Annotated in this window: 11 protein-coding genes and 2 pseudogenes; 10 read left to right on the top strand and 3 right to left on the bottom strand. The window is 34.6% G+C overall.

The features are described 5' to 3' along the window. Window positions 1–46: 46 nt before the first annotated feature. The gene (locus PB01_RS18655; protein ID WP_151701568.1) at window positions 47–1,762 is read right to left on the bottom strand and encodes a methyl-accepting chemotaxis protein; all 1,716 of its coding nucleotides are present in this window, start codon (window positions 1,760–1,762) and stop codon (window positions 47–49) included. Window positions 1,763–2,415: 653 nt separating this feature from the next. Between PB01_RS18655 and PB01_RS18650 the strand changes: the two genes are divergently transcribed. From PB01_RS18650 to PB01_RS18620, 6 genes and pseudogenes are all read left to right on the top strand, one after another. Then, window positions 2,416–3,456, top strand: coding sequence for an ATP synthase beta subunit C-terminal domain-containing protein (locus PB01_RS18650; RefSeq protein ID WP_151701567.1), 1,041 nt, complete (start codon window positions 2,416–2,418; stop codon window positions 3,454–3,456). A 249-nt stretch (window positions 3,457–3,705) separates the two neighbouring features. Next, a pseudogene (locus PB01_RS21575) lies at window positions 3,706–3,822 on the top strand (gamma-type small acid-soluble spore protein); the annotation flags it as partial. Between the two features lie 62 nt (window positions 3,823–3,884). Next, window positions 3,885–4,340, top strand: a pseudogene (locus PB01_RS21570) (DUF2512 family protein). Window positions 4,341–4,400: 60 nt separating this feature from the next. Next, complete coding sequence (locus PB01_RS18630) at window positions 4,401–4,586, top strand: histidinol-phosphatase (RefSeq protein ID WP_151701563.1); 186 nt, start codon at window positions 4,401–4,403, stop codon at window positions 4,584–4,586. Between the two features lie 117 nt (window positions 4,587–4,703). Further along, a complete protein-coding gene (locus PB01_RS18625) occupies window positions 4,704–6,152 on the top strand; it encodes a hypothetical protein (protein ID WP_225986106.1) in 1,449 nt (482 codons plus the stop codon). A gap of 78 nt (window positions 6,153–6,230) precedes the next feature. Next, a complete protein-coding gene (locus PB01_RS18620; RefSeq protein ID WP_151701562.1) occupies window positions 6,231–7,121 on the top strand; it encodes a DMT family transporter in 891 nt (296 codons plus the stop codon). A gap of 66 nt (window positions 7,122–7,187) precedes the next feature. Here the strand turns inward: PB01_RS18620 and PB01_RS18615 are convergent, their stop codons facing one another. Further along, window positions 7,188–8,177, bottom strand: a complete 990-nt coding sequence (locus PB01_RS18615) for an ABC transporter substrate-binding protein (RefSeq protein ID WP_151701561.1) — start codon at window positions 8,175–8,177, stop codon at window positions 7,188–7,190. A 193-nt stretch (window positions 8,178–8,370) separates the two neighbouring features. Here PB01_RS18615 and PB01_RS18610 point away from each other — a divergent pair, with 193 nt between their 5' ends. From PB01_RS18610 to PB01_RS18595, 4 genes are read left to right on the top strand one after another with little or no spacing between them, the layout of a single operon-like run. Further along, window positions 8,371–9,375 (top strand): FecCD family ABC transporter permease, encoded by a 1,005-nt coding sequence (locus tag PB01_RS18610; protein ID WP_151702117.1) that lies wholly within the window; start codon window positions 8,371–8,373, stop codon window positions 9,373–9,375. Next, window positions 9,372–10,427 carry a FecCD family ABC transporter permease gene (locus tag PB01_RS18605; RefSeq protein ID WP_151701560.1) on the top strand — a complete coding sequence of 352 codons (1,056 nt, stop codon included), beginning with the start codon at window positions 9,372–9,374 and terminating at the stop codon, window positions 10,425–10,427. The genes PB01_RS18610 and PB01_RS18605 overlap by 4 nt, the downstream gene beginning before the upstream one ends. Before the next feature lie 34 nt (window positions 10,428–10,461). After that, window positions 10,462–11,274, top strand: coding sequence for an ABC transporter ATP-binding protein (locus PB01_RS18600; protein ID WP_151702116.1), 813 nt, complete (start codon window positions 10,462–10,464; stop codon window positions 11,272–11,274). A 2-nt stretch (window positions 11,275–11,276) separates the two neighbouring features. Next, window positions 11,277–12,011, top strand: a complete 735-nt coding sequence (locus PB01_RS18595) for an IucA/IucC family C-terminal-domain containing protein (protein WP_225986105.1) — start codon at window positions 11,277–11,279, stop codon at window positions 12,009–12,011. A 79-nt stretch (window positions 12,012–12,090) separates the two neighbouring features. On the opposite strand, the gene PB01_RS18590 is transcribed toward PB01_RS18595, so the two are convergent. Then, window positions 12,091–13,056: a polysaccharide biosynthesis protein gene (locus tag PB01_RS18590; RefSeq protein ID WP_151701558.1), complete on the bottom strand. Its 966-nt coding sequence runs from the start codon at window positions 13,054–13,056 to the stop codon at window positions 12,091–12,093. Window positions 13,057–13,070: the final 14 nt, after the last annotated feature.

The raw sequence follows: 13,070 nt of genomic DNA, 5'->3' as shown, positions 1-13,070 counted from the left end.
TTAGGTACGAGTAGTTTAGGATTTTAATGTTCCTTTTTCAACTGTACTAGTCTTTTGTTACCTTAAATGAGATAACCATTTTTTGTAGTTCCTCGGCCATATTTGCCAAGTTGTCCGAGGATGCTGAAATTTCCTCCATTGTAGCTAGTTGTTCTTCTGCACTTGAAGCGACGTTTTGCGTGTTTAAAACAGCTTTTTCTGCGTTGTTGGATACTTCCGTAATATGAAATGCAAGTGATTTCGCATTTTCGGTAATACTTCCAATGGAAGCAGACACTTCTTCCATTTGCTTAGAAACTTCACTAGCTGAATGATAAATTTTTTCAAATGATTCACCTGTATTATTGACCAACAACATGCCTGTTTCGACATCTTCCGTACATTTTTCCATTGAACTCACAGCGCTATTAGTGTTTCCTTGAATATCGCGGATTAAGGAAGTGATATGATCAGCTGATTTTCTCGATTCTTCTGCTAATTTTCTAACTTCATCTGCTACTACAGCAAATCCTTTACCGTGTTCACCAGCACGTGCGGCCTCAATTGCTGCATTTAGCGCCAATAAATTTGTTTGTTCCGATATATCCGATATAACTCCCACAATTTTTTCAATTTCTCCTGAGCGAACTCCTAATGATTTAATAATATTAGCGGAACGAAGAACGGATTCATTTACAGTATTCATTTGTAGAATCGTATTTTTAATGGCTTCATTTCCTTTTTCTGATTCTAAAGAAGTGACTTTAGAATTGCTAGAGACATTGGAAATTGACTCTGAAATATTCATAATATTAGCTTCCATCTCTTTTACAGATAGAGAAGCATCTTCTGTTCCCTTCAAAGAACTGTCAGATCCCGTTGCTAATTCCATACTAGACTCTGCAATATGCTCTGCAGCATGATTTGTTTGCTCTGCACTTGCCATAAGCTCCTCTGAAGAAGCGGCAACTTGCTCAGAAGATTCACGTACCTGTTTAATCAATTCTTTTAAATGAAATAGCATTTCATTAAATGAGAGAGCAAGAACACCTATTTCATCTTTCGATTGATATTTGCTCTGGACAGTTAAATCCCCATTTTCCGCTTCCAGCATTAATAATTTCATTTCATTGACAGGACGAATGATTAACTTTGTAATTACCCAACTAATTAAAACAGATACTAAAATAGCAATGGCAATAATGGAAACAAGTAAGGTAATAGAAGCTAAAGCTTCATCTTTGTTTGATTTATAGAAGTCCTCTGCATACTTACTATTGAACTCAATAAGTTGCGAATTTACATCAATTAATTTAATAGCAATTGGCTCTAATTGTTTTAAGTAAATTTCATAAGCTTCTGCGCTTTTATTTTGTTTTGTTAATTCAATGATATTATTTAATCGATTTTGATAATCTTTCCGTAGACCGTCGTATGTATCGAACATTTGTATGACTACAGGGATATTCGCATTATATTGTCCTCTAAATTGATCAATTTCTTGTTGCTCTGTATTTATCTTCGAAAGTAACTCCTGCTTTTTTGTATTATCCTTAGAAATGATTAACTCTAAAACCGATGCATTAACATTTTGCTGACTCGATTTCATGTTAGATACGATTTCAATTGGAACTACATTCCAATGATATACGCTTTCTATGTTATTACTTAGTTTGGATATTTGCCAAAGACTAATACCTCCAATAATTAATAAACTTAAAGTTGTAATGGAAGTTAGTAGCAACATCTTTTTTGTGATCCTCAAATTTTTAATCCATTTCATTAATGACACCCACCTATTATTATATGTAATTTCAAACTTTACAGAAGGTCTAACGAATTTTTATTCAGAACTATTTGAAGCTTGTTAGATATGTAGTGACTAACGAAGTTTACTTTAAACTACTGATTTTTGAATCTATTCGCTAATTTCCTGAGTAAGTCAAGCTATATGAGGAGAAGAGTTACATAAATGCATCATTAGTTTAGAGTGAACATTCTCAAAAGTTGTTACTTTTTTATCAATTTTGAACTTCGAATATAAGCAAATACTGGACAAAATAACTATATCATTAATGAATTAGTCTGACAATGAAGTTTTTTATATGGATTTTATGGAATTATCTATGAACATCAACGATTCTCTGTGCTATTACTAGAGGATAGTAGTTAAGTTTACTTATGAAGGTGATTCGAATAGCATCCACGTAATTTAATGAAAAAGTGATGTATTTATTAAATAAATCACTCAGCACAATAAAGAAATAATTGATATATAGAGCACTCGCTTCATTTACAATTCCAGATTGTGTATGTATCGAGTGCTTTTTATTTGCGCTTATATTCTACAGAGTAAATATTTTTACGTTTAAAAGAAATAATCATTGCATTTAAAAGTAAAATAAATTACTATTAAAAGTAAGGATGGTGAGTGACTTGGATGAAATTAGACTGAATGTAGCTTTACTGAGAAGAAAGGTACCAAATTTAACGACCGCAGCTAAATCGATTGGGATTCGTCCAGCAACAGTATCTAATTTATGCACGGGGAAAATTGATTTAGGAAAAGCGGAAGTAAAAACACTTGTTGGTCTTGCGACGCTTGCGAATTGTACGGTGGATGAATTAATCATACGAGGGGAGAAGTTGAATATGATTGAAACGCAAATTAAAACGTTGGATTTCTTTGCACCACTAGTAAAAGGAGGGACGACTGGAATAGTTGCTCGTCCGGGTATGGGGCAACTGGTTATTCTTGCTGAACTAATGCATCGATTTAAAGATACTGATTACACGACAGTCTTTTTATTACCAACAACTGAGTATAGTGAGTTAGATGGAACGACAGAATTAGCAGACTATGTAACAAAGTCAGTTAACGAAACGTTTGTGAAATTGTCCCAGCTATCTGGGGATATCATTTTTATCACGGATAAGAGTTATATGGTGTCTGGCGAGTTGTTAGATTTACAAGAAAAATTAGTGTCAGAAAGTATGGATAATATCACGACGATACTGTTAGATCTTTCCGGTGAAGTAGTGGATGAAGATATGCCTTATGGTCCTCTAGAAACCGTTTGGCAGTTGGATGCGGACCTCTCTACACGTCATTTATTCCCAGCGGTTCACCCAATTTACTCTACATCATCTATTATTGAAGGTGTAGACTTAGATCAACGTCACTTCAATTTAAGACAGCGTGCGCAGAAGCTGCTACGTAGATATAGAGAATTACGTTCAATAGTAGTTGTTCATGGTATGAAAAAAATTCCCGACGCCGAGAAGGAAACATACAATCGAGGAGAACGATTAGAGGCCTTCTTTACACAAGCCTTTTTTGTTGCAGAATCATTTACGGGTCAAGAAGGAAAAGTGGTATTAATGTCCCAAACACTAACGGATGTTGAGGCTATTTTAGATGGTAAAGCAGATCATTTATCAATAGAAGAGTTAAAGTACACTGGAAGTTTAGCATAATAAGTAAAAAGCGAGTAGAGAATATTTCTATTCGCTTTTTATTTTTTAAAGAGATAAAAAAGTACATAAAATTGGAGAAGAAAAATCCTGTCTTCGAAGTATTTTAGTTGCGCAGTTTTCTGCTTAACGCTCATCTGCTCCCTTCTCGCACAAAGAAAACTCGTTACTAGAGAAATGATTGCTTTTATTTTTATATGTATGACCATTATTAATTAGGTCAACCTAAACAACAAAAAGGAGATAATATAATTGGAAAATAACCAAGATAAATTCACAATTGTTGGTACAAATATTGATGAAGTAAAAAGACAAAATGCAAACTCTGGGATGACTTATAACGAATTAAATGAATGGTTTGCTAAGCAAACTGTAAATAATGATAAAACCTTAAAAACCATTCATTCAGTTAATCAGGAATGTGATAAAAGATAATCTATATAAAATCTTTTCTTATAAAATTAATAATGAATACAGCAGTGTTAGGGATTATATTAGGAATATTTTATGCAGTCAACTTTATGGATGTATTCATCACTCGTGTAGTATTAACCGTTATTGGGTATGTTGGCGATGTGTTTATCTTACCTAGGGTTGGTAATACTTTAGCTGCGATGAGTGATCTCTTGCTAGCAACAGCAGTAATTTGAGTGACGGGCAATACACTACGAATGCCAATTGTTATAGAAACAGCTTCCTTTATATCTGCTCTAATTCTTATAATAGGGGAATTGTATCTCCATCGATTTATGGAAGGACATATTTTTGAAGCTCAAATTACTAATCCTAAGCATAAACGAAGTTATTATCAACAAACTAATTTACAAACTGATTTTGCGGAAGAAGTAGATTTAGACAAGATTTCAAAGGAAGGAAAATCAGAGTAAATAATAAGTATAATTCTTTCTTTCAAGACCAATCTAATATGGTCGAGGAGGTGAGTAGTCATGGGTAACAACAATAACCGTACTAATAATAAACCTAATAATTACAATCAAGCTGAGTTCGGTGAGGACTTGAACCTTGAAAATTCAAATAATCAAAAGTCCAATGAACAAAATAAAAACAATAACCAAAATAACCGTAATGCCAATCGTAACAACCAAAAAAATAACCAAACCAACTTAAAATAGCATTAGCTTAATGCAGTTTTTCCTAATAGAGATTATGTGGGAGAACTGCATTTTGTTTAGATATTTAAACATGGAGGTATAACTAATAAACTTAAGTTAAAAAAGGGTGTGTATATCGTGGAAAAAACAGAAATAAAACAACTTGATATAACTCGGGCTTATATGACGTATTTATTTCCTTTTTCTTTTCGTGAAAAAGAGCGCCTAAATCTTTTAAAAAGATTAGAAGAATCGAAGTACGAATTTTTTGATTTAAAAAAGGGGCGTCTCCAAGACCTTTATTATGGCGAGGGTATTAAAATAAATCATAAAGAATTAGACCAGTTCTTTTTGCCATTTATTGAAGATAAACTATTTCCGATTTCTACTAAAGAGAGGGGTTTTTTACGCTACTCAAAGGAAGTAAAAGAACAGTTTTTATTTGAAGTGAACGACAATGAAATACACTTTTTAGTAAACAGTGTGGACATCATATTATGTCCTTTTGGTGTTGGTATTGTAACCATTCGTACAGAAATGGATAAACCACAAGAAACTCTAACAAACGTATTAGATTTTATGAGTCATTTTCGGGTCTTACAACCTAAATTAGAAGAAGAAATTGGCGGGAGAACTTTTCAACAGAAAAGGTTATTTAGTACGACGAGTGAACTCGTTTTAGATTATCTATGCTACCCTTTAAAGCCTTTTATAATACAAAACAAAAAAATGGAAGGGTATTATGGTAGTCTGCCTTTCTTTGAAGATGAGCGCATGTTAACTTCTGCGTTCTTAATAGCCGCTGAGAACCAAACAATTACAAAAGATCAATTATATAGAATGGGACAATTAGACGGAAAAAATTCTGAGGGGCAAGATTTTATGTCTAGTACAAATCAGGAATATATTGAACGTTATATAGAAAATCGAGTTCATGATAGATGGGCACCATTTACATATACAATAACTTCTCAGCATACACAAACGACAGTTTCCATCAAAAAACAAGAACAATTAAAGAGAGAAATATCCCAATTTATGAGTACTCACTATTATAACTTATTACTACATTATTATTATAAAATAATGTTTTTTAAGCTATCCTTTGAACATAGTGATGTAAATTGGGCGAAGGATAAGGTATTTGTGGAGGAACTTATCGCATTAATATCCAAGTTTGATTCAGGATACTATTTTAATGAGGTATCTTCACGAACAGAAGGGAAAGAGTTTACACATATATTACGTGATACATTTAACATAAATTATTTGTTTGAAGAAGTGAAAAGAACAGTGGACGATCTTTTTCGTGTGCAAGAAAAACAAACCATTAAAAGACAAAATATGTTGTTATTTATGTTAACTGTTTATACAGTAATCTCTGGAATCTATGGTATGAACTTAGCAATCGATGACTGGAAAGGAAAAACGGATTGGTCAAAAGTATCGCATTATTCCTTTTTTGAGTGGATTTCACTTATAACAGCATTATCAGGCATTGCACTGTCTGTTATTTTACTTGCATCAACCGGTGGAAAGCTAATATGGGAGAAATATAGAAAATGGCAAAGACGTCGATTAAAATAGCTTTTTATTCTCTTGGTTATCGATTATATTTATAGAAGTAATTATAAATAGAACGAGTTGCGAGAATGGGGTAAAAAAGTGAGTCAAGGAAATACATCTAAATCAATCATATTGCCATTAATTATTTCTATTGTTGCAATATCTTTTGCGGCCATTTTTGTGAAATGGTCGAGTGCACCAGCAACTATTTTAAGTATGTACCGCATGGTATTAGCATCCTTATTGTTATTACCGATCGTATGGTTTAAAAGAAGAGAATTTCAAAAATTAACAAGTAAAGAATGGCTTTTATTGTGCTTATCGGGTTTATTTTTGGCTTTGCATTTTGCTCTTTGGTTTGGTTCATTGAAATTAACAACAGTTGCAAGTTCAACGATTATTCTTGCTTTGCAGCCAATTGTTTCTTTAATTGGTGGAGCTATTCTATTTAAAGAGCGAACAACTAAAACGGCGTTAATGACGATGGGAATAGCTGTCTTGGGAGCAGTTATGGTAGGTTGGGGCGATTTTGGGTTAAATAAGAGTGCCATAGTAGGCGATATTCTTTCCTTTCTAAGTGTGATTGTAGTCGTTGGCTATTTACTTATTGGACAAAAAGTAGTCAAAAAAGTATCCCATTGGATTTATAGTTTTTGTGTATTTGGATTTGCATCGATTGCATTGATTGTCTATAATATATCAACTCAAGTTAACTTAGGGGGATATGATTCAAAAGAATGGGGCATTTTTATTTTGCTAGCAGTAGTACCGACAATTTCACATGTCATTAATAATTGGTTAATGAATTATGTGAATGCCACGACTATATCTATGAGTATTTTAGGTGAACCAGTAGGCGCAACCATTTTAGCAGCTATCTTCCTAGGAGAGCGCCTTGTTGGTTGGCAAATTATAGGTGGTATCCTTGTATTGCTAGGGGTTTTCATGTTTTTAATGCAGCAATTAAACCGACACAAGAAAATAGAATAGTAGAGCAACAAAACTAAAAAAAGATCCCCTGTCCAAATAGAAAGGGGATCTTTTTTGATGTATAGTTTATTTTTCAAAAATAGCTTGGATTTCATCTAACATTAAGTTAGCTGCAATTACTCCACCAGCGGTATTCCAAACAGCGTCACTTACTTCATGAACATTTCCAGTTTTCACTGCATTCAAGTTTTTCCAAAGTGGATCATTTGTCCACTCTTTTGCAGTATCTAAAGCTGCTGGATCACCTTGTGGTGCATATGTGAAGTAGAATAGAACGTCTCCATCCATTTTAGGAATAACTTCTTTCCCTACTTCAATAGCAAGGTTACCAAGTTTGTTATCCGCTGTAAATAGCTCTGCTTGCTGTGCAGCACGTTTAAATCCTAATTGATTGAAAATAACACCAGAGAAGGAGTCTGTATAATAGATACGAGATTTTCCAGCCATGAAACGTACAACGGATACTTCTTGATTAACTTTATCACCAAGTTTAGCTTTAACGTCTTCTAAATGTGTATTAAATTGATCTAATACTTCATTTCCTTTTTCTTCAAGGTTTAAAGCTTTTGCATATAATTTGAAGTTTTCTTGCCAATCTCCTCTTAATGTTTCAGAAAAAACGGTTGGAGCAATAGCGCTTAACTGATCGTATACCGCCTCTTGACGCATTTTAGTTCCAATAATTAAATCGGGTTTTAATGATGCAATTTTCTCTAAGTTTACTTCTGATTCAGTTCCTACTACTTCTACGCCTTCCATATCATCTTTAATATGGTCGTACCATGGATCACCTAACCAAGATTTAACTGCACCAACTGGTTTAATGCCCATTGCTAATAAAGCTTCAGTACCTTCATTTGTTAAAATGACTACTCTTTTAGGTGTTTCTTTTATAGTAGTTTGTCCCATCGCATGCTCAACTGTATAGCTTGTATCTTCAGTCTTGTTGTCTGAGCCTTGTTTTTCGTCAGCTTTATCTTCTGAATTTCCACATGCAGCTAATAAGAAAATGCTCATGATTGCAACAAGGGTAATAATTAATTTAAAATTTTTCATTTAATTTTGTTCCTCCTATGTAAGGTGTGAATGATAATCATTTTCAAGGCAGTGTTAATATTAATATTATTCAATTTGGATGTCAATATTTAATTGAAAATGATTTTCATACTCATTGACAGTCCATATAACATCGAATAGACTTAAACATGTAAAATTGCGTTTACTACTGGATATTGGGAAGGTTTTTGTGATGTTATTAAAAAATAATAGGCAGAGATTTCTTGGCCTTATCATTGCTATTTCATTATTATTACTTTTAATGTGCACAAGCATTGTTTATGGATATACAAATACGACTTGGAAAATGATTATAGATGCTTTTCAAAATAATGATGGTTCAAATGAACATATAATAATACAAACAGTTAGGCTACCGCGTGCGTTAATAGCTGCCGCTGTTGGAAGTAGCTTAGCTATATCAGGAGTACTGATGCAAACTCTTACCAAAAATCCACTTGCATCGCCTGGGATTTTTGGTGTGAATGCTGGAGCTAGTTTTGCAGTTGTTTTAGCAGTGACTCTTTTTTCAGTAGGAAATCTTCAAGCTTTCACATGGATTTCCTTTTTGGGAGCAGCAGTTGCCGCTATTGCGGTATACGTGATCGGTTCAACGGGTAGAGAAGGACTAACCCCTATGAAATTAACTTTGGCTGGAGCAGCAATTTCAGCTATGTTCGCTTCTTTTACACAAGGTTTTCTAGTTATTAATGAAGCTGCATTCGAGCAAGTGTTATTTTGGTTGGCTGGATCAGTTGAAGGGCGTAAGTTAGAGTTATTAACAGCGGTATTACCGTATTTATTAGTTGGATGGATTGGTTCGCTCATCATCGCTTCGAAGATGAACGTTTTGTCGATGGGAGAAGACGTTGCAAAAGGATTAGGTGTAAATACAGGGCTATTAAAGATAATGGTCGCTGTCATTGTCATTCTTTTAGCAGGTGGATCAGTAGCAATTGCAGGTCCAATTGGTTTTATTGGGATTGTGATTCCACATGTAACGAGATCTATTGTAGGAATTGATCATCGCTGGCTCATTCCTTTTGCCGGGATTCTTGGAGGCATTCTTTTACTTGCAGCGGATATAATGGCGAGGTATATCATTATGCCACAGGAAGTGCCGGTAGGAGTGATGACTGCTATTATAGGTACTCCATTCTTTATTTACATTGCAAGAAAGGGGTTTAATGCACGTTGAGCCAATATAAAAGTTTTAGAATATTAAAAGGAAAATTTTCCTTTTTATTAGATAAAAAAGCAATGCTTGTTTTAATAACTTTAATAGTAGTAACAGGATTCGTTTTTATTATAAGTACAGGTTTTGGAGATATGAAAATAAGTCCACTCACTGTTTTGCAAGTGCTTTTCGGTGGTGGGTCTGACATGGAACAGCTTGTTGTACACTCCTTTCGTCTTCCAAGAATCATTGTTGCCCTAATGGTTGGAATGGCATTAGCTGTAGCTGGTGGAATTCTTCAAGGAATGATTCGAAATCCTTTAGCATCTCCGGATATTTTAGGACTTACGGGTGGAGCTTCTGTAGCGGTAGTAAGTTTTTTAACATTTTTCAGTGATAAGAATAATGCGTTGACGGTTAGTATAAAGTGGATGCCTTTAGCTGCGTTTATCGGGGCGGCAATTATAGCAATGCTTGTTTATTTTCTTGCTTGGAAAAATGGAGTATCTCCGATTAGAATCGTACTAATAGGCATAGGAATATCAGCACTTATGCAAGCCCTAACAACTTTAATGATGATTTTGGGACCAATATATAGAGCAAGTCAGGCCAACATATGGATTACAGGGACTGTATACGGTTCTAGCTGGAGCAATGTAGCTATATTAGTACCATGGACCATCCTATTTATTCTTATTGCATTTTTTATGGTGAAAAATATAAATATTTTAGAACTTGGGGATGATATAGCGACAGGTGTTGGAGGTCGTATTCAGCGACATCGTTTCTTGTTGTTATTAATCAGTACCGCCCTTGTCGGAGGATCGGTTGCATTTGCTGGAGGTATTGGATTTGTCGGTTTAATGGCGCCTCACATGGCACGAAGATTAGTAGGTTCCTCATTTGGCGCATTGTTGCCAGTATCTGCATTCATCGGAGGTATACTTGTTATGCTGGCTGATTTAATCGGTAGAACGATGTTTTCTCCTTTAGAAATCCCGGCTGGAGTATTTACTGCTGGCATAGGAGCACCTTACTTTATTTATTTATTATTCAAAACGCGTAATGCATAAAATAGATTCTAATTTATGGAGAGGAATGGGTGCAATGAATCAGGCGATTGAAACGCAAAATTTAACCCTTTCATATGGGAACAGTCTCATAATAGATGATTTAAATCTTCAAATCCCAAAAGGTGAAATAACGGTTTTTATTGGTGGAAATGGTTGTGGAAAATCAACAGTTCTACGTTCCATCGCTCGATTATTAAAGCCGAAAAATGGCGCAATATTGCTAGAAGGAAGTGCTATATCTAAAATGTCCACAAAGGATGTAGCGAAACAAATGTCTATTCTTCCTCAATCGCCAGTTGCTCCCGAGGGGTTAACTGTCCTTCAGTTAGTTAAGCAAGGAAGATATCCATATCAAACATGGTTAAAACAGTGGACGGAGGAAGATGAAGAAAAAGTAACAAATGCTTTGAAAGCCACTGCAATTGAAGATTTAAAAGATCGCCCAGTGGACTCATTATCTGGTGGTCAACGTCAAAGAGCCTGGATTGCCATGACTTTGGCGCAAGATACAGATATTATTCTATTGGATGAACCAACTACATATCTAGACATGACACATCAAATTGAAATTCTCGATTTACTTTACGAATTAAATGAAAAAGAGAATAGAACAATTGTGATGGTTCTACATGATCTAAATTTAGCATGTCGGTATGCCGATAATATCGTCGCAATTAAAGATAGGAAAATATATGCACAAGGAAGACCAGAAGATATTATTAGTTGTCCTTTAGTGAAGCATGTGTTTGGAATGGATTGCCAAATCACAATGGACCCGCTATTTGGAACACCTTTATGTATTCCATTTGGAAAAGGGCGATGCATACTGAAGGAAGTAGGAATTTAAAATTGGATTTAAAGATGGATCAGCTGCGCTCATTGCGATTAACTACTGAAAGAATGCATTCCGAACTATCGATAGAAACAACTCTCTTACTAGATGAACAGCATTTGAAAGAGTATGTAGATACTATTCGCCAACGTATTGGGGCAGCAAATGAAAAGGTGGCAGCATCGCTTTTTATGAAGCGTTATGCATTTTTGCCGGCTATTTATTTGTATGCTATGACGTCATGGAATGAAAGACTAAATGTCTCATACGAAAATGTATCGATAGAAACGGATAATAGCAAGGAAATTTGGCTTCCTAATTTTCATTTTCATAACTTGGAGACGGAAATTTCACGAAGTAATAGAGAAAAATGGAGAACAACTTGTATAGAATCTCTTTTTAAAGAACATGTATCGCCAATAATAGAACTACTTTCACATATTACAAAAGTCTCTAAATTAATTCTTTGGGAAAATGTAGTTGTCTATATTTCTTGGCTTTATGAAAAGGTTTTATTAGAAGATAGAAATTCTAAAGAGATTGTAAGCCGTGCTAAAGAGGATTTTCACTTCATTATTTCTCATGCTCCAGGAAATCTCTTCGGTGATTATGGTGTAAATCCTATATCACGATTTTATAAAGAAGATATAGATTATGACTCCAGGAGAAGGAGTACTTGCTGTTACTCTCATCTAACAACAAACAAACAATACTGTTCGACTTGTCCTCATTTCTGTAAAAGAAGAGCGTGATCTAAAGAATTCGGTTTTAATTGAATTCTATGGTCACGCTTTGTTCGTTTATTTTTTAGCTAATGATTTTATTTAAATATTACTTTAAATACCCACCCTCAGTTAATAACTCTCTAATTTCTGTTTTGGTCATTAACCTTTGCTCAGTATCCAACAGAACTGGCGGTAAAGAAGATTCTCCTTCTCTAGAATTAGTAGAAGAAATTAGTATTAAGTCTTTGTTAAAGACAGTTGCTAAAGGCACTTCGTTTTGAGCTATTAACGCCTCGTGCATTTTTTCACCATTTCTTGCACCTATTTCAATAATATCCACATCTTTCTTTTGGAAATAGTCAATGAGTACTTCTGCCAGGTCGAGAATTTTACATGCATTCATATGCATGACAAAAACCTCTCCTCCATTCCCTAATTCAGCGGCTTGAAGAAGGGTCTTTATCGCATATTGAGGAGTAACAAAGTAACGTGTCATTCGTCTATCTGTGATAATAATTTGGTTTTGCTCTTCTATTTGCTTCATAAATAAAAGTAGAACACTTCCGCTACTTCCCAACACGTTTCCGCCTCGAATACATAGAAACTTAGTAGTGGTGTTTTTTTTGTTTGCATGAATCATTAATTTTTCACCAAGCGCTTTTGTCATGCCGTAGGTGTTCGCTGGATCAGCTGCTTTGTCAGTAGATACATAAATTACTTTCTTCACATTGTTTTCTATTGAAGCTTCGATGACATTATAAGTTCCCAACACATTTGTCTTGAACGATTCTATAGGATTTTCTTCACATATTGTTACATGCTTTAATGCAGCCAAGTGAAATACATAATCTACCCCAGAGCATGCGGTACTGATGGCATCTCTGTCTCGTATATCGCCGATACAGAATTGAATTCTTGTATCTGGAAAGTTTCTCCGCATGGTAACTTGTCTATTTTCATTTCTTGAAAATATAATAATTTTCTTAGGGTGCATAGATAGCAGCTGTTTGATTAACTCATTTCCCCATGAGCCTGTCCCCCCGGTTACTAGTATCGTTGAATTTGTAAACACTTTTTTTCCTCCCA

The organism is Psychrobacillus glaciei (genome assembly GCF_008973485.1).
GTDB classification, from domain to species: domain Bacteria; phylum Bacillota; class Bacilli; order Bacillales_A; family Planococcaceae; genus Psychrobacillus; species Psychrobacillus glaciei.
The sequence above is the reverse complement of the archived record's forward strand: the minus strand, read 5'-3'. Positions and strand labels throughout refer to the sequence as shown.

What these genes read in the sequence shown, in the direction of transcription:
- PB01_RS18615 (WP_151701561.1), bottom strand. Translation starts at nt 8,177, where the DNA reads ATGAAAAATTTTAAATTAATTATTACCCTTGTTGCAATCATGAGCATT.
- PB01_RS18655 (WP_151701568.1), bottom strand. Translation starts at nt 1,762, where the DNA reads ATGAAATGGATTAAAAATTTGAGGATCACAAAAAAGATGTTGCTACTA.
- PB01_RS18600 (WP_151702116.1), top strand. Translation starts at nt 10,462, where the DNA reads ATGAATCAGGCGATTGAAACGCAAAATTTAACCCTTTCATATGGGAAC.
- PB01_RS18610 (WP_151702117.1), top strand. Translation starts at nt 8,371, where the DNA reads ATGTTATTAAAAAATAATAGGCAGAGATTTCTTGGCCTTATCATTGCT.
- PB01_RS18630 (WP_151701563.1), top strand. Translation starts at nt 4,401, where the DNA reads ATGGGTAACAACAATAACCGTACTAATAATAAACCTAATAATTACAAT.